We start from the raw sequence: 18,351 nt of genomic DNA, 5'->3' as shown, positions 1-18,351 counted from the left end.
GGCAACTTAGAGAGAATCTCTGAATTTTCAGGGAGCCTGCCGATTTTGCCTTTTCCTAAACTCTGCTTTTCTTTCGTCAGGCAGGCAGTCAAAGCAAGTTTCATAGCTTACAGACTTATATTTACTCCTGCATTTAGGGCAGAGATTCATGCCCCTGAGGCTTGCAAAATGACAGCGTTTGCAGAGCACAATTGCGTTTGTCAGAGCCTCGCATTCTTCCGCGGCTTTTTTAGTTTCTTCTTCAATTAATTCTTTAATTCCGGTTTCTTCTAGCCATTCGTGATAAAGCTTCTTGAAGTTACCTTCTTCTAAATCTTCAAGGAGAATTTCAATAAATTGCTCCTCAAGGTCTGTATGGTCGGGTTCGGTTTTATGTACAGTTGAAGCTTTATGCCAGGTCGGATGGCTTTTGTGACGGTGCTTGCCGGTAGGGATAGAATCGAACTTCTGGTACTTCTCCCTGTAAATCTCTCTGAACCTGGCATAGGCAGCACTATAAATTTCGGAGCTAACCTGCGCCGGAGAAAAAGCTCTGGGAATGTGAATACATAAAGAGTCGGAAGACCCGCACCATTCACAAGTCTTACCTTTTAGAAACTCGGCTCTTTTTTCTTTCCATTCCTTTGTGTTGCGTTTCATAGAGCCACCTCCATAAAGCTAACTAAAAATAGACTTTTTTACTTGGATAAGGTAAGAGAAAAAGTTTTGGTAAGAAGAAGTTTTGGTAAGAAGAAGTTTTGGTAAGAAGAAGTTTTGGTAAGAAGATTGGTAAGAAGATTGGTAAGAAGATTGGTAAGAAGATTGGTAAGAAGATTGGTAAGAAGATTGGTAAGAGAAAAAGTTATCTAAAAAAGGAAAGCCTTAGACGGACAAATATTTCTAAATTATAAGGCTTCATTACCCTTCATTACTAAAACAGATAATATATTTTGTTCCCTGATCTCTTTTAAGCTCTATACGCCCGCCTATTTGTTTGGCAAGAATATTTACAAGCTGAAGCCCCAGGGAGTCGGTATTTTTCAAGTCGATTTCTTCGGGAATTCCTATTCCGTTATCGGCTACTGTAAGTATGTAACGGAAATTATTGTTTATACAGTCCTTATAATCCGTATAGTCTCCCTCATATGAACAGTAGTTATCCGAACATGAAGTCCCGCACTTTGCAACTAAAGTTTCAGCTTTGAAAAAATTTATGCTGAGTTCGCCTCTTTTTCCCGCGGGAAAAGCATGCTTCAGGGAATTTGAAACGATCTCGTTTACAATAATTCCAAGAGGGATGGCAGTATTCATGCCCAAATAAACCGGTTCAAGGCTCAATTTGAGGCTTATATTCCTGTTTCCCACATTATAGGAATTGAAAAGATCTGTGGTTAGTTTTCTTAGGTAGTCTGAGAAATCAAAAGCATCCATATTTTCACTCTCATGAAGTCTCTCATGGATCATCGCAATAGATTCGACTCGATTCTGGCTCTCCCTGAAGGCTTCGAGTACCTCTTTATCTTCGAATTTTTCTGCCTGCAGGCTGAGGAGAGATGAGATTACCTGAAGGTTATTTTTTATGCGGTGGTGGACCTCTTTTAATCGAATTTTGTCTATTTTTTCCAGAGTTTCCTCAGCCATTTTGCGTTCAGTGATATCATAAACCAGCCCCTGAAACTTTCCCGAACTTTCGGATTCATCCGATATTATCTGGATAATCTCACGGACCCATTTTATCTCCCCGTCTTTTTTCTTTATCCTGTATTCGCTTTCAACGATAGAATTAAGATTTAGCTTTAGTTTATCCTTTTTTTTAGAAATAGCAGGGCGGTCTTCAGGTATTATTATTTCCTGCCAGGCAACTTTTCCAGAGAGAAAATCCTGCTTCGGATAGCCTGTCATTTCCTCAACAGGACCATATAAAAATATCAATTTAAAATCTTTATTAAACTGAAATCCAATTCCCTGAAGATTTTGCATATAGGAACTATAACTGTCTAGCCCATCTTCGGGCTTGTCTTCTTCCTTAGCACTTCGGTTCAGATATCTCTTGTTTATCGTTCTGTAAATATGACCGTACTCGTCCCCAAAGAAAATGGCTTTCTGCTTGAAATCTTCTTCTCGGTGTTTAAGCTCACTGAATAAAAGACTGCAAGGTTCTTCGAACCCGATATCTACGATTGCTTTATAGACCAGATAAATAGACAATAATTTAAAGAAGAGACCTAAAATGCCCGGAACCTCGCCCGTTTGACTGTCAAATGCAAATAACAGTGACACAGAACCTGTAAGAACCAGGGAGACTGAGAGTAAATTAAAAGCTTTTTCTTCGAACCTATCTCTGACAATATACAGGAAAAAAAGTGAGCAGAGAAGTATGAAAGAAATTAAGTATCCGCTTGCTACTTTGAATTGAGTAAATACTGAATCCTGAAAATAAGAAGCCGGGAAATTTTCGGAAAAAAAGATTGAAATCAGGCAGGTAACACTGATTACTGCGTATACAAGAAATGCCTTCCAGGCAAAAATTGAGCTTTCAAGGGTTTTGACATTCCTCTCCTGCCTCTCTCCAGTGCGTATCAAAAACAGCGGAGCTACCAGAAAAGAAGTGCTTTCCAGGAATCTTGAAATGGTCCAGAACTGAGCAGTCAGGTTTGTACCAAATCCGGGAAATGCCCCAGTGTGGTGGAACGCAAGTGCACTCAGAAAATCAAAACTCCCTACGAAAAAGTAGCTAACTCCCAATATCAGAAGGTATCGGTTTTCCAGGCGACTTCTCGCCTTCCAAACAATAAGAAATATCACGTATGCAAAGTAGACGCTGAACAGTTCTATTACTACATGGAAGAGGAGGTAATTGTTAAGGCTAATTAGATAGAGCAAGATAACTATGGTTATCCAGACCATTAATTCGTAGAAGTCTACATTTAATATGTTTTTCCTTACAGCTGGAATGTTCAATCACCCCCTTGCACCTAACGCCTCAAGAATTCATGAGCTTCATATAAAACTTAATGTTTTAATTTACAAAGTGGATGTAATGTCGAGTAAATGGTTGTAATGTCGAGTAAATGGTTGTAATGTCGAGTAAATGGTTGTAATGTCGAGTAAGTGGTTGTAATGTCGAGTTATACTAAGTTTAATTCAATTTTATACCTGAATAATCTGCAAATAACGGAATCGGAAGAGTAAAAAGCATTGCAGAAACGAGAATAAGAAGAATCCCAGAGGCATTATACGCTGTTTATCGTATTTTCCGATACCTACAGCGCAGACGATATGCTCCCCCAAGTATACCGATCCCGAGAAGAATCATCAATGGTCTCCAGGCAATTCTTTACTTGTTCACACTCAACTCACTTCCCAACTCACTTCCCAACTTCATGAGATATAAAGAGCAGAAATTATTTTAAATTAATTATTCAAAAAATTGTCTATAAGTAAAAAATAATATGGCTTAAAAAATTTTGTACACCTGATAAAATTTATTACTTAATTAAAACAATGTAAAATATTTTACTATATTTGGTCACTCAGTTAGATTCTGTGTCCTAGTTAAATTCTGTGTCCTCTATATTGCCAAACCGAATTACGAATTTTGTTCCTTTACTTCTATCAGGCTTATATATGTGACATATACACTGAAAAGTTCTACCAGAATATGAACCAGAATATGAAAAAGAAGATGGTTACTGAGATTGGTTAATTAAAGGACACTAATTATAGCTACCCAGAGTATTACTTCATAGGGCTCGACCAGTGTCCGCTTTTCCACTACAGAACAGGCAAATAGCTAGAAAAATAAATATTTTCAAATTTTTACTTTTTTCTGGGCTCCATTTCAAAGAGGAGTAATTATATAAATTTTAAGCATAAATTTCATACTCTATACGTTTAAGGGTTTGAATATATATTCTATATAATATTGTTTATTATCAATTAATCCAGTTTGACAGGGGGTTGAGAAGCAAATGGCACTTTTTACAGACAGGGTGGATGCCGGGAAAAAACTTGCAAAAGAACTTTCAAAATATGCAAATCGTTCAGATGTATTGATACTTGCTCTCCCGCGTGGTGGGGTTCCGGTGGCGTTTGAAGTTGCAAAGGAACTTAATGTAAAAATGGATGTGTTTATAGTAAGGAAACTGGGGGTTCCGGGAAATGAAGAGCTGGCAATGGGAGCAATTTCTTCTGATAATATCCGTGTGTTGAATGAAGACATTGTCAGGTCTTTTCAGATACCTGAACGGGTAATTAATATGGTAGCTGAGAACGAGCTCAAAGAACTTGAACGCAGGGAACGCACTTACCGTGGAGATAGTCCCAAGCCTGAGATTAGCGGCTCGATTGTGATTTTAATAGATGACGGGCTTGCTACAGGTGCGACAATGCGTGCAGCTGCATCTGCCATTAAAACTAAAAACCCGGCGAAAATAGTGGTTGCAGTGCCGACTGGTGCACGCGATACATGTGAGCTTTTCGGAAGGGAGGTAGATGAAGTAATATGTATAGCTACCCCTGAACCGTTCTATGGGGTTGGAGCCTGGTACGGAAACTTCAGTCAAACCACCGATGAAGAGGTCTGCGAACTTCTGGATAAAGCAAGAGCCCTTCCGGCAAGATGATAGTAATGTTTAATATTTTAAAATAATATTTGAGATTTTTCATATGCAGATTTATAATTAATTGTAAAGCCATTTGGGGGGAAGGCCATTTTGGGGGTCGGCATGAGAGAATTATCAAGTAAAGGTAAAAGCAGTAGTGAAATCCAAATTCCAATTGATTCTATTACACTTGAAGGAAACCTCACAATTCCTGAAGGAGCAAAAGGAATTGTTGTTTTTGCACACGGAAGCGGGAGCAGTCGTTTCAGTCCTCGGAACCGGTATGTTGCGCAGGAACTTCAGAAAGAAGGTCTTGGAACACTGTTATTTGATCTGTTGACGGCTGAGGAAGAGAGAATTGATATGATAACTGCTCGCCTCAGGTTTGATATTGACCTGCTTGCAAATCGGCTTGTTAACGTAACAAACTGGCTTTTAAGCAATCCTTATACTAAAAAACTCAGTATCGGTTACTTTGGTGCCAGTACGGGAGCTGCAGCCGCACTTATAGCTGCAAAAGAGCATGTAAATATTATAAAAGCGGTAGTTTCCAGAGGAGGACGGCCCGATCTGGCTGAAAAAGCCCTGCCGGACGTAAAGGCACCAACATTACTCATTGTGGGTGGGGAGGATTATCAGGTAATAGAAATGAATCAATGGGCGTTAGACCAATTGAAGACGGAACAAAAAGAACTTCAGATTGTTCCCGGAGCAACCCATCTTTTTGAAGAACCGGGCACGCTAGAAGAAGTTGCAAATCTGGCTGGAGAATGGTTTAAAAGATATCTTCTGGAAACGAAAATAACACTTATGGGAGAAAAATAACAAGTTAGCAACAAAATGCTGGATAAACACACATTGAGACAATCCCAAAACTAATATTACTTAGAGTTATACAGTTATGACTCATGAGCCCATAATTTTATGACCTTTTGTATTTTGTGATATAGTAAATCTAAGACCCTCTGTACCAACTAATTAACCTTTTTCTTTACAACTTTTTTATTCGCAACGTATTTCTCGCTAACATACTTTCGCATACTTATCACTCGTATTATTCTCCACGCTTGTTTTGAAGGTATTTGTTCAGGCTTTTTCAGTTACTCATTTTTTACCTGGATTCTTTATACTATGTGGAACATTCGTTTAATTTATTCACTCAATACAAAGTTATTTATATTATTACTAGGAAACTGATTACCGTGTATTAAAAGAGAAAAAAATAAAACTCAGGACATAGGAGAACCAGTTAATCAATAAAATGACAGAGTAAAAGCTTTCAAACTAAATTTCACGTGGATTTTTGTTCGGCAACGATATGCCTTTAACTCCTGATAAAATTGAAATTATGGAAAATTTTCGATTTATTCATACAACACTAATCTAAACTTAAAACTGAATCTGAAAATGAGACATATCAAAATGAAAATGAGACCTATTAAAATTAGAGGCCTATTAAAATTAGAGGCCTATTAACATTAAAATGAGACATATTAAAATGAAAATGAGACATATTAAAATGAAAATGAGACATATTAAAATGAAAATGAGACATATTATAAATTTATCCAGAAACAACCTTTAGACAACCTCCAAGATCTCCAAAGAGTTAAACAAATCTTTGAGCTCATTCCAAAATCAGGTTTCTTCTTAAGTCAGTATTCAATGACAAGAAACTTGATTGGCTGTTTAAATTTCTAGATTTAGTGAACCAATTTTGATTTTGGGAATGAGATCTCTGTATAAGTGATCCGATCGTACCTACATTTCTGGCAGGGTTTGACAATTTATTGGAATCCAAAAGTCCAGGATTCAGGGATGATCATTCAAATGATAGACTCCATCCGGATAAGTGTGGCCTGAAAAATAAAAAGTACATGAGAATATATTTCATAATGTACCTCTAAGAAGTGAAAAATAGATGTCTCTTAAACAAAGCGAAATAGTAGAAAAGATTTATGAAATCCCGGTTACACTTGGAGATGTTTCCGAGAGCATCTTTGAGGGTATAAACACAAAAAATAGCCTGCTTAACAGGCTTTACCTTCCTGAAGAGGGTGGTTCAGATTCGTATTATCTTTGCGAAGGCTTGTGCGAACCTGTATTTATAGAGCCTGAACTTGTTTACCCGTATGTTTCAGGGGCTTCTTCCGAAAAATTTGCATTTCGCCCTTCACCTTATCGGTTCATGCTGCCTTATGAATTGTCAATAGAGAAAAAGAAAGAATACAATGTAATTCCGCCCGAAGAACTCAAGACAAAATTCCCTATGGCTTACGGGAGAATTCTGGAATTCAAAGAAAAGTTCCTCCACGATACCTCTCCTCTTAAATCTGCAGACTATAGCATAAAAGGCAGACAATTTCTGGAATATTTTAATACTCCTAAGATTATTGCTACTGAAGGCTATCATCTGCAAGCTGCATATGACGCTGAAGGGAACCATGTATTTGAGAACGGATGCGGCATTGTTCTTAAAGATCCAGGCAGGTGTGCCTATATTACTGCAGTGCTTAACAGTTCGATTGCCAGGATCTTTCCTTCAGTCTGTAATTCTGAAATGATATACCCGAGCTATGTAGCTCCTGCAGCGATGAAACGTTTTCCAATCGTGTTTCCTGATAACATGCTAACTGAAGATCTCATAACTACTATCTCTGGATACCTTGCTTTCCTGAACAGAGAGAAGTATGCAAGGGATTACGGAGTTCCAGATTGGCTTCGGAAACTTATAGCTTTCTACGAGCAGATTTCAAACCTTCTGGTTCTGGATACTTACTTCGTAAACGACCTTGATCCAGGGCTTCTAAATGCCCTTGAAGAAAATATCCACCCTTATGCCGGAGATATGAATTCTGAAGACAGTGATACCCTTCTGAATTCGCTATACTATATACAGCAGCAGATTCTTGAAGCTTCAAGTTATCAAAAATGTAAATTTAATCTGGGACTTCCGGAGATTTTCAATTTCTTTCTGAGCAATGAAAAATTCTGAAAATCCCTTTTTAATTTTTTATCCAGGAGAATGACTAATTTTTATAAGGATTAATTTTTTTTCTCCAAGTCCTTGTCCAAACCCTTGTCCAAACCCTTGTCCAAACTCTTATCCAAACCCTTGATTTTTATCTTAAAACTAATCCCAAGACTCAAAATTATTTCTTAGAATTTTGGATTCCAAATAATCTATCAAGTTTCTTATCATGAAAATCATTCGAAACTTTACTAATTTGAGAGTAAAATTGGTTTTGGGATAAGCTCATAGCTTGTTTAAGACTTACGCAGTTGGACTAAAATTCAGTTGGACTAAAATTCAGTTGGACTAAAATACAGTTGGACTAAAATCAATGTTCTTTAATCATTGAACGAGTAAATCAAGTCTATCAGATTAACATAGACTGCACTTGGTTTTGTGTCCTCAATTGCATAACTTCGAATTGCTTACTTGTAGAGCTCCGAAAATCAAGGCAAATTTTCAGGTGTTAGGTTTTCGTGTTCCTTATTTAGAGAAGGAAAAGGAATATCCTGACCTCTTTTTTTTCTAATCTTCTCAAAGAGCTGTTTTAAAGTGTCTTCATTGCTCTTCGTGAACTCGAAAGGTGAACTCGTGAAAGGTTCAAAATATACTGGCACATCGTCAAGCCTGTAGAAGGTTCCTTCACATTCCATAGCATCAATGACTCCAGGAAGTACGACATCCGAAGCAGATACTGTCGGGCAGGGAGCAATGTCCAGACAGACCATTGGAATTTTGGCAAGGTAAGCCGCACAATCTGCAGGGATATGAGACACAAGGTCAGCACACATAACGAAAGCTGCGTCAACATCTTTTTCTCGAAGCACGTCTACTGTTGTGAATTCTCCGGGGTTATAACGCGGGTGCCCGCGCATGAAGTCAATCCCGAAGGGGTAGCCGTACATGTAGGCAGCCACCTGATTAAAGCCTGCCACGTTGCAGTGGCCACGGAGAGCTCCAAGGGTGAACTTGGCATAGTTGTTCAGTTCCTTTACGAAATTCATGGCAATCTCGGAGTTTCTGTACTTCCCCATTGAAGAAGCAAGCCCGAGGCCCACTGAGATGGCTCCGAAGGTACAGTTCTTCATCATATCGAGCATCTCTTCCATAACAGGGATGGGAACTCCAGTAATCTCTTCTACTGAGGGATGGGGAGTTTTTCCGTGGAGCAGGGTCAGAAGTGCACTTATCAGTTCAAAATCCGAGTTAGGTTTGAGCTGAACATGCAGATCAGAAGCTTCAGTGGTTGGGGTTTTTCTCGGGTCTACAGTAATAACTGTCCTGTCGAAACGTCCGCGTTTTGTCCAGTAACCTCTCGGGAAAACCGCGTACCTCGACATCTGTCTCGGCATGGATTCAAGAGGATTGGTTCCCCAGTAGACTATGAGGTCTCCTCTGTTTTTCTTCTGTCCTTCTGTTGCACCGACTTTTCCGGCTTCCTGAATTCCCATAGCTGTTGGCCCGTGGCAGACAGTAGAATTAGAATCAACAATCGCACCAAGGTATTCTCCTATCTTGAGCCCGATTTCATGTGCTTCACAGGAGGTTTCACTGCCCATGAAAAACAGGGGACGCTTTGCCGAAACAAGGATATCGACAGTTTTCTCAAGAGCTTCATCCCAGGCGGCAGGGGCCAGTTTTCCCTCAACTTTTATAAGAGGCTGCATAATCCTGTGGGAACTTACAATTTCCTGAAATTTGGCATTTCCCATCTTACATGCGTTTTTAGCTTCAATCTTTCCGTCTCCGAGTTCAACCTGGATATCGTCACAGGCTGCCCCGCAGACCGGACATATTATGTTTTTGTAAATCATACTCCCCGCCCCCCGATATAAACTTTCAATACTATCTCTTCGGCGCTAAGGACCTCTTCTTCAGTGGGTTCAATCGTTACCGGGGCACCCTTATAAAGTGGGGAACCCGTAGAAAGGGTATCGGGATCGATAACAACATTCGACCAGATAGCCCTTGGCATAAACACCTGCCCTGGCTGGACTGCATCTGTACATTTTGTATAAACTACAATCGAATATTTTCCATTCTCGCTTGTTACTTTTACTTTAGAAGGAGAGCAAAGCGATTCAAAATCCACAGGAGAAATCCAGCACGATGCGCACTCCAGAGTATACTCATCCGTAAACTTGTCCCCTCCTTTTGCAAGCCTGCCTTCTTCAATTGTACTTCCAGTAAGGAGTAATACTTCCATGCTTCTCACCTCAAAGCTCCGGGTTTGCGTCTGCAACCACGTAAAGCGCTCCTTTTGCCCGCTTGCTGATCGCATAGTCCCCTGTGAATTTCTTGAATTCGCCTATTAGTTCAACCTCTCCGGATGTGACGCTGTTTTCCATGGATACAAATTCGAAACCCGGGGAGAAGCGCTCGATTTTGCCCCCAATTACTATGATGCCTCCTGCCATTTCAGCACCGACTCCACGAAGAGCGTTGCCTTTTACGAAGATTAGCCCGCCGTTCTGACGGATTCCGCAGAAGCTTTCAACATTGCCTTCTACCAGGATTTCGCCTCCGTCCATGCCGCCTCCGAGCTGGTGGCGCGCCGAACCTTCAATAACAATGCGTCCACCTTTCATTCCATGCCATTTACCTCTGTAAGCGCAGCCCACATGGTCTCCTGCGTTGCCTTTTATGTTCAGGAGTCCGCCTGTCATTTCCATACCTGCCCAGGAATCTGCGTCTCCGTAAACGACGATCTCTCCCCCTTTCATCCCGGTGCCTACATGCATGCCTGCAGAACCTTCAATTTCGATTTTTCCTGCACTCATGCCTTCACCTATCCTTTTTACTCTCATTACGTCACCTTTTATGCGGATCAGAGTCTCAGCTGCAGAGCTACCTGCATTGCCTATCACTTCAAAAAATTCGGAGAGAGGATAGGTCTTTGGCCCCTGCCAGATTGCCAGGTTTCCAATTTCTTCGGCACTTTTGCCTGCAAAGGCATCAGGAGTTATAACATCGGCTTCCAGTTTAATGTCAATAGCTTTTTTAGGAATAAGCAGTACTTCTCCCATTTCTTCGACACTTTTACCGGCAGATGATGCAGGCTTTATAACTGCTTCGAGTTTACTATCACTTTCATTTTTATTAATAAGAACTCCCTCTGTCATTACCTCACCTCACAACATTAATCTGTATGGGAGTCGGATTTTTCAGATACTTTTCTGGAGTTGGATAGTTGGCAAAGCCCAGGGTGTAGTACCTGAACCACTCCTTCACATCGGCCAGCATTTCCTTTTCTCGCTCGTCTTCTACATGTACTTCAGAATAATAAGTCCGCTTTTCAGGTACGGAAACAATATCACCCTTGACAGCTACAATTTCGCCACCCTTTACGGTGTATTCGGCCTTCCTGAAAGCCTGAAGTAGAGCCTCATAGTTATTTGTGTCAAGCTGCTGTGGATTTATGTTATAGACTGTGACATCTCCATCAGCGCCCAATCCAAGAGAACCTTTCCTGTGGGACACGCCAATTGTTTTAGCGGGATTTGCTCTTGTCAGGATCGCAAGGTCATAGAGGGAAAGTTCCCGGTTTATGCCTCCGAGGTCACTCCTGTCGTTTGCCCACTTATGGCATTCACTGAAAGTCTGTTTCCTGAAAGCTTCGGACATGATCCAGGTCATAACCTCAGGATATTTCGTAAACGGCCCACCATTGGGACTGTCAGTGGTCATAATTGTTTTCCAGGGGTCATTGATTAGCAAGAGACATTCAAGCCCCATCGCCCACTGCAAGCTATGTACCGGATTGGACATGGAATAGGTAAAAGGGAGTACACCTGAACCGCACTCCATCTCAACGTCCGTATTTGACCATTTGTTTCCTGTAAGGGTGTAAAGGTCATGAATGGCAGGCCCATCTCCTGTCATAACTGTGGCTTCCCCAAAAGGAGTGCATCCACTGTCGATCACTACGTGATCTTTGTTGTTAATGTAGTCGGCAATATCCTTTACTCCAGATTCACAGTCTGCCCAGGTGGTGCCTGCAAAACTGTTGAACATAAGATGGGCGAGATATACGGAACGGTCCCTTAAAGGGTTAATTTTTGTTTCAGCCCAGTTCACATCCATATTTTGACTGGTCTTTACCCCATCCGGGATTTTGAGGGAATCCTTAGTAATTGCATAGCATCCAGGGTGTCCCAGGTTGTTTGCATGCAGGTTGATAGGCGCTGGCATTCCCAGGCGCTCATTGAGCTCGCTAAGCCCTTTTATAGTTTCTCTTGGGGTAATTTCAAAATGGATATTAGCCTCATCGAGCGAGCTGATGTTTTTACCCCAGCCCCAGTTTTCTACTCCTGCAGGATTGACGCATTTAATTCCATAGGTCTTATGGGTTTTCATCATCCAGGCTACATAAGCCGCAGCTTTTTCAATGTCCCCGTTCCGAAGGTAACGCATCAAAAAAAAGTTGTTTCCGAGTACCAGATATCCTCCCATATCAAGGAGTGGAGTAGCACGCATCTCTTCATGGGTGTGACGTGCTTCAAGAGGAGGAATGGCAGCTTCAAAGACAGTTGTATAACCCATTGCTGCGTAGTCGTATCCCTGTTTATAGACCGAGGGGACAGTGTAACCTGAGCCTGAATGGGTAAGTGAAGTCTTCTGAAGATTTGATTTATAATGGTCTTCTGGACGCATCGACCTGCCGGCGTTAACCTTTGCACCTGCAATGTGAGAGTGAGAATCAACTCCTCCGGGCATTACCGTCATACCAGAGGCATCAATAACCTTTGCGTCTTTCAGTTCGGCAGCAGAAAGCTCCCTTACAACTTTTCCGTCTTTGATAAAAACATCCATTGTTTCTCCATTTATTTCGTTGAGAGGATCAAAGACGTATCCGTTCTTGATTGCAATTGTTCCTGCCATTTATTTCACCTTTCTTTTCACAAGCCAGATTGCATTCACAGGACAGATCATGGCGCAGGCTCCATCTGCTCCACACGCATCCTGGTTTACGACCGAAATTTTGCCATTCTTAACCTCAAGGAGAGCTTTTTCGTCCATGTCATTCAGGTATCCTGCAGCAAGTTCAGAGCTATAAAGAGCATTTACAGGGCAGACAATCACACAATTTCCACAGCCCAGACATGCATTTTCATCCACTTCCAGGCAGGTGCGTAATATAGCATTAGGAACCGGGATTTCAAGCACTTTTTTCTCAAGAACGCTCTTTTTCTCCACATTAGGGATAATTGCAGTTTTTCTGACATCAATGGCGTTAACAGGACAGGCAACCGCACAGGCCCCGCAGTAAATACAGGCATCAGGGCGGTGACTTATTTTTTCTACTCTTTCTCCAGGTTTAGCTTTTTTATTGAAAATAGCATTTGCAGGACAGGTTTCCACACAGGTATGGCAGGTCTGGCAGACATTCTCATCTCTGTTCCAGCGCCCTTCAAAGGGCTTTTCTACCGAAATAGCATTCACCGGACAGACTGCTGCACACCAGCCACAGTGGATGCAACACTCCAAATCAATATTGGTCTTTCCGACGAGTTTCAGATTTCCGTCCCCTGAAATTCCACGGGTTACCTCGATGCAGCCTCTGGGACATATATCCTCACAGAGTCCGCAGTGGACACAGCTTTCATTTACTACCGTTGGCTTCATGGCCCTGAAAAGATAGGACATGTCAGTGAGGGTTTTTCCTTCCTGCTTCAACTCAAGGGCACCTGTGGGGCAGACTTTTGCACAAATTCCACAGGCAATGCAGGCTTCACTTTCTGTTATTTCCAAAAAATCCGCATCCAACAGCCCTCTTACTACAGCTCCAACAGCCCCAATGGCCAGTATACCTTTTGGGCATGCCTGTACGCAGGTCCCGCAGCCAATGCATTTTTCGGGGTAATAAATTAGCTGCTTGCCTTTTTTTTCAGCAAAGACAGGCAATTGCATATCTTTTTGCATTTTGCTTACCTCTCAACATTGTTCTGTGCAACCGCCGCACAGCAGTTCGTTATCGTGTTGAATGAACATTTCACCACAGCTTTCACAGCACTGAATTCACTTTTTTTTGCGTACCGGAACTTCTACATCCATAAATTTCCAGGAATAGACCTTTTCCCCTGCATCCAGAAGGATTGGTACAACCTCTGTATGAGGAAGCTTTTCAGTGTTCAGGAACCAGGCGTGGAGTTTGGGATAATATTTCGTTTTTTCAGGGTCGAGAATGATTCTGACACCTTTTATGCTGTGCACTCCTTCAGGCGCCTGTTTGTTTACCGTGACAGCCATTTTCCCCAAATTCACGATCTTTAACCCATTGTTTCCGATGGTTGCTCCGGCAAGGATCTGGAATGGATCCGGCATGCAGCTTTTCGTTTTGCAGGTCACGTATATGCGTTCCCTATCATGGACGTCGAGTTCTCGTCTTGCGATATTGAGCATCTGGATGTCAATTAATGCCCCGGAAGTCAGGAAGCCGTGAAAGGGAACGACCTATTCGATCTGTAAAAGCAGTTCAGGGTCTTTTATCTGCTTTATGATCGCTTCCATTGCTTCTTTCTCTAATTGCGAGCTTTTATGCAATGCATACACCCCCCACAGGTTCAAACGCTCTTATTTTTGAGCAGGAACGTCAGATAAGATATTGCGTACATTTATATAATAAATAGAATATATATTTATCTTTAAACAATGCTTATTCTCAATAAGTGTTGTCTATGAATTGTAGAAAACCGTATCATAAGAATCTCTATAATTTTCCAGGTTGTATCTTTGTATCCTGAATTGATTTCGCAGATTCAAATCCATTTGAAAGTTCAATACACAATGCAACATCAGGTGACGCAAAAAGTTCAATACTGAGTCAATTCCGATTCTATTTGATTCTATTTTGTTCTGATTCTATTTTGGTACTCAGGATGATCATGTTAAAGAAGCAAATTTAAAGTTGAGCTCAAATAATGAGCCATCTTTATACGATATTTGACTGCAATAAAAAAAATCAAAAAAGCAAAATCATTTTTGGGATGAAACATCGTTATGTTTTGTGAAACATAACGTTATATATAGTTTGTATGCTTTCATGGTTATTGAGGATCACAGAAGATAAAATCTTATCCAAAAAAGTTTCAAATCCCATAAAAAATTCAGGTATTTACTGGGCAAAAGTAATATACCGAAAATTAACCTGTGAACCACCCTACCTATGAGCTCCTATCTTTATGTATAAGAGAATAGGCCATAGGAAAATTATTCCCTATTCCAGAAACTTTCCCATTTTCAGGGAAAATAAAATCCATTATTTCACATCCTTGCTCCAAATAAAATATAATAATGGATTTTCCTGAAAGAGAAGGACAGGAGAGGAAGTTAAACCTCACAAAAAAGAAGGTTGGACTTGGTTTGGCGAGAGTTACTTCATAAATTTAAAAGGTTTAATTTGAATGTAAATGTTGGGATTTTGAAATGGATATGTTGTTCTTGTATTTCTGTGGTCCTCATTTAATAAAACTGGCTCTTAGCCATTCTTTATGGATAAAATGATTTTCAATTCAAGACTGCATTGGGTTTTATGAGGACATTATGAGGATATCCGCACAAAATAACGATATCCGCACAAAATAACGATATCCACACAAAATAACGATATCCGCACAAAATAACGATATCCACACAAATAACGATATCCACACAAAATAACGAAGACCCAAATATATATTGGGAATTTGCAGCAATTGGAGATTTTCAGCAAAAATAAAAACGGCATCAATTGGCATTAGTTTGCAAAATCTATCATGGTATGCGGTACATAACAAACCATATAAATTCTGGTTTTCGATGTTGATTATAAATTGTTACCAAACATATAGAATAAAGCTGTATTATATATACGCAAACTATATTATCAAGTAGGCCATAAGTGAAAACGCAAGTGTTTATTATGAACACTTGAAGGAGGAGCAAGGAAATGAAATTAAGTGCACGCAATGTTTTAAAAGGAAAGGTTAAAAGTATTGTCACGGGGATGGTCAATTCTGAAATTGTAATAGAATTGCCAGGCGGAGCAGAAATGACTTCCATCATCACAAAGGCCTCAGCTGAAAACCTGAAGCTAAAAGAAGGAAGCGAAGTATACGCAATCATCAAGGCTTCAAATGTGATGATTGGTACAGATTAATCCCCAATTTTCGTTTCATGCTTTGTGCATGAAAATATTAGTAAAATTGTAAATAGAGTCATTCCACTCTGCAGAAGTCCATTATGGCTGCCCAATTTTGTTAGCGGTAGCTTAAAAAAGTAAGTGTAGCGTACATTTGCAGAGTGTAAAATAATTTTAAATCAGTTTAAATCAGTTTGTGTCTTTAGCGGGACCTTATTTAGTTCGGATTTATTTTGAATACTCGATTTCCATAATCTAAACTCAATTTCCAGAATCTAAAGTGCTCTGCTAAAAAACTTTACCTCAAAATATCCTGATTAAATAAGGAATATTAAAAATATAACTTCAAATTTGCAGTTCAGGAATTGACCCATAATTTCATTATCCCAATAATGATTCTTGGCAACAAATATCTTGATATCCCTGATATTATACTTGAATCATTTCCAGGCATTTAGTTATCTCTTGAATAAGATTATCCCGAAAATAAAAGACATGATCATTATGTTGGACAAGGTATGGTTTCCTTTATCTCTTACGCTCTGGGTAGCAACCATATCATCAGTTTTAGTCCTTTGCACTGGCGTAATCATAGCTTATGTATTTGCGAGGCATGATTTCCGGGGAAAAGAGCTTGCAGAGCTTTTAGTAACACTTCCTCTAGTTCTCCCACCCACAGTAATTGGATATCTTCTGGTTATTCTTGTAGGTAGAAACGGACTTCTTGGCCACCTCATTTACGACTTTTTTGGCACCGGGATCATGTTTACCTGGCAGGCAGCAGTCATTGCGGCTTATACAGTTTCCCTTCCTCTTATGGTTAGAGCTGCTCAGGCAGCCATTGAAGCAGTAGATAAAGAGCTTGAATATGCAGCCTACATTCTTGGAAGAAGTGAGATTGAAACTGCTCTCCTTATAACTTTTCCTCTTGCAAAAAGGGGCATACTGGCAGGGCTGGTACTTAGTTTTGCAAGGGCTGTCGGAGAATTCGGAGCAACCCTTATGCTGGCAGGGAATATTCCGGGGAAAACAAACACAATGTCTATCTCAATATACAGCGCTTTTCAGGCAGGTAATGATGAACTTGCTCAGGCTCTGGTTTTAATCCTAATTTTTATATCCCTGCTGGCTATATCTCTAACCGGACGATTCGTAGGAAAATTAGAGGCATAATTTTGGGCATTAAAGTTGACCTTAAAAAACAGTATAATGATACTGCTCACAGTGGTAAAAAAAGCGTTAAGAAATCCTTTACGTTAGACGTCAGCTTTGAAATGGAAAATGAACTTGTTGTGCTTTTTGGGCCTTCAGGGTCGGGAAAGACCACGTTATTTAAATGCATTTCCGGGATTACGGATCTTGATGAGGGAAAAATAACCGTAGAGAATAAAGTTTATTTCGATAAAGATCAAAAAATAAATCTACCTATTCAGAAACGCAACCTGGGTTATGTTTTCCAGAACTATACTCTTTTTCCCCATATGAGTGTAAGAAAAAACATAGAATGCGGGCTCAAAGGTTGGGAGAAAGAAGCAAAGGAAAAAAGGGTTCTGGAAATGCTTAATCTTCTTCATATTGAGGAGTTAGAGACTCGATATCCGTCCCAGCTGTCAGGCGGGCAGAAGCAGAGAGTTGCTCTGGCAAGAGCGCTGGCTCCCAAACCAGAAATTTTACTTCTGGATGAGCCCTTCTCTGCACTTGATCTGGAAATAAGAACCGAGCTTGCAGAAAAAATAAAAGACCTTCAAGCCAAAATTGGAATACCTGTTTTGTTTATCACTCACAATCTGGAAGAAGCTTTCCATCTGGCCGACAAGATTCTTATCTTATACGAAGGAAAAGCTCAGCAGTTCGGGGCTCCGGAAGAAATATTCTATCATCCTGAAAATCTGCATGTGGCAGAATTAGTTGGGATCTCCAATATTTTCGATGATGCTTATGTTGAAAAACATGATGAGGAGTCAAAATGTGCAGTGTTAAAAAGTGGAGACCTGAGTTTAAGGATAAAAACCCAGAAATTCAAACCTGGAGATAAAGTTTCCTGGGGAATTCATCCTGAGAACATAACTCTTCTTTTACCTGACTCCAGCTCTGAAAATCAAAATGAAAATACTTACTCTGTCCGTATCAATAATATAATCAATAAGGGACCAAAAAAGCGCATTACACTTACACTTGTTAGATGCAACAAGACTCTGACTGCAGAGGTACCTGCACAGTTTGTTGATTCTCTTAAACTGCATGCAGGTGATATATGCCTGGCAAAATTGGAAATGACTAAAGTAGTGGCATTCCATAAATCATGACTCAATAAATTTAGGCTCTTCACTACTTCGAGTGGGTAACTTGCATTTAGTTTCTAAATGTTAAAGTAGCATATCTCAGATATGAAAACAGTTTTTGTTGAGAATCACATTCAAGCTCGATTTTTTCATATTTGATCTTAATGCTTTCTAATTAAACAATTATTTTCAACCCATACAAAACAGCGAAGGGCCAATACTAGTATATCGATTCTCAAATACATACATAATACTAAAATAAGCACAGTTCATGACGCAAATATTATTTTAAAGTCACATGGAATTTTGTAACACGGAAAACGCAGCCTGTCGCAGAGTGATTCTATCTGGATA

General features: G+C 40.1%; 14 protein-coding genes. 6 read left to right on the top strand and 8 right to left on the bottom strand.

The genetic code is table 11. From position 1 onward, the window contains the following. Positions 1-27 precede the first annotated feature (27 nt). Positions 28-639 (bottom strand): hypothetical protein, encoded by a 612-nt coding sequence (locus tag MSVAZ_RS14295; RefSeq protein WP_048122026.1) that lies wholly within the window; start codon positions 637-639, stop codon positions 28-30. A 258-nt stretch (positions 640-897) separates the two neighbouring features. Next, positions 898-2,940 (bottom strand): MASE3 domain-containing protein, encoded by a 2,043-nt coding sequence (locus MSVAZ_RS14290; protein WP_084626154.1) that lies wholly within the window; start codon positions 2,938-2,940, stop codon positions 898-900. 1,010 nt (positions 2,941-3,950) lie between these two features. On the opposite strand from MSVAZ_RS14290, the gene MSVAZ_RS14285 reads away from it, so the two are divergent. The 3 genes from MSVAZ_RS14285 to MSVAZ_RS14275 all read left to right on the top strand — a co-directional run bounded on the left by MSVAZ_RS14285 (position 3,951) and on the right by MSVAZ_RS14275 (position 7,578). Beyond that, entirely contained in the window at positions 3,951-4,604 is a 654-nt protein-coding gene (locus MSVAZ_RS14285) for a phosphoribosyltransferase (protein ID WP_048122024.1), read from the top strand. Between the two features lie 102 nt (positions 4,605-4,706). Next, positions 4,707-5,408, top strand: coding sequence for a dienelactone hydrolase family protein (locus MSVAZ_RS14280; RefSeq protein ID WP_048122022.1), 702 nt, complete (start codon positions 4,707-4,709; stop codon positions 5,406-5,408). Between the two features lie 1,096 nt (positions 5,409-6,504). After that, a complete protein-coding gene (locus tag MSVAZ_RS14275; protein WP_048122020.1) occupies positions 6,505-7,578 on the top strand; it encodes a hypothetical protein in 1,074 nt (357 codons plus the stop codon). A gap of 464 nt (positions 7,579-8,042) precedes the next feature. Here MSVAZ_RS14275 and MSVAZ_RS14270 read toward each other — a convergent pair whose 3' ends face one another. The 6 genes from MSVAZ_RS14270 to MSVAZ_RS21360 all read right to left on the bottom strand — a co-directional run bounded on the left by MSVAZ_RS14270 (position 8,043) and on the right by MSVAZ_RS21360 (position 14,028). Then, the gene (locus MSVAZ_RS14270) at positions 8,043-9,410 is read right to left on the bottom strand and encodes a formylmethanofuran dehydrogenase subunit B (protein WP_048122019.1); all 1,368 of its coding nucleotides are present in this window, start codon (positions 9,408-9,410) and stop codon (positions 8,043-8,045) included. Beyond that, positions 9,407-9,802 (bottom strand): molybdopterin dinucleotide binding domain-containing protein, encoded by a 396-nt coding sequence (locus MSVAZ_RS14265; protein ID WP_048124112.1) that lies wholly within the window; start codon positions 9,800-9,802, stop codon positions 9,407-9,409. The genes MSVAZ_RS14270 and MSVAZ_RS14265 overlap by 4 nt, the downstream gene beginning before the upstream one ends. Before the next feature lie 10 nt (positions 9,803-9,812). Continuing rightward, positions 9,813-10,718 (bottom strand): formylmethanofuran dehydrogenase subunit C, encoded by a 906-nt coding sequence (locus tag MSVAZ_RS14260; RefSeq protein ID WP_048122018.1) that lies wholly within the window; start codon positions 10,716-10,718, stop codon positions 9,813-9,815. A gap of 4 nt (positions 10,719-10,722) precedes the next feature. After that, on the bottom strand, positions 10,723-12,477 hold the full coding sequence (locus tag MSVAZ_RS14255; RefSeq protein WP_048122016.1) for a formylmethanofuran dehydrogenase subunit A: 1,755 nt from the start codon (positions 12,475-12,477) through the stop codon (positions 10,723-10,725). Beyond that, positions 12,478-13,518: a 4Fe-4S binding protein gene (locus MSVAZ_RS14250; RefSeq protein ID WP_048122014.1), complete on the bottom strand. Its 1,041-nt coding sequence runs from the start codon at positions 13,516-13,518 to the stop codon at positions 12,478-12,480. A gap of 96 nt (positions 13,519-13,614) precedes the next feature. After that, complete coding sequence (locus MSVAZ_RS21360; protein ID WP_269746829.1) at positions 13,615-14,028, bottom strand: FmdE family protein; 414 nt, start codon at positions 14,026-14,028, stop codon at positions 13,615-13,617. Positions 14,029-15,523: 1,495 nt separating this feature from the next. Here MSVAZ_RS21360 and MSVAZ_RS14240 point away from each other — a divergent pair. The 3 genes from MSVAZ_RS14240 to MSVAZ_RS14230 all read left to right on the top strand — a co-directional run bounded on the left by MSVAZ_RS14240 (position 15,524) and on the right by MSVAZ_RS14230 (position 18,021). Further along, positions 15,524-15,733, top strand: a complete 210-nt coding sequence (locus tag MSVAZ_RS14240; protein ID WP_048122012.1) for a TOBE domain-containing protein — start codon at positions 15,524-15,526, stop codon at positions 15,731-15,733. A gap of 477 nt (positions 15,734-16,210) precedes the next feature. Further along, positions 16,211-16,888: a molybdate ABC transporter permease subunit gene (modB, locus tag MSVAZ_RS14235; protein WP_048122010.1), complete on the top strand. Its 678-nt coding sequence runs from the start codon at positions 16,211-16,213 to the stop codon at positions 16,886-16,888. Positions 16,889-16,890: 2 nt separating this feature from the next. Beyond that, the gene (locus tag MSVAZ_RS14230) at positions 16,891-18,021 is read left to right on the top strand and encodes an ABC transporter ATP-binding protein (protein ID WP_048122008.1); all 1,131 of its coding nucleotides are present in this window, start codon (positions 16,891-16,893) and stop codon (positions 18,019-18,021) included. Positions 18,022-18,351 lie beyond the last annotated feature (330 nt).

The sequence above is a fragment of the Methanosarcina vacuolata Z-761 genome (assembly GCF_000969905.1).
Classification (GTDB): Archaea; Halobacteriota; Methanosarcinia; order Methanosarcinales; family Methanosarcinaceae; genus Methanosarcina; species Methanosarcina vacuolata.
Note: the sequence above shows the minus strand (reverse complement) of the source record. Positions and strands in the feature narration are given on the sequence as shown.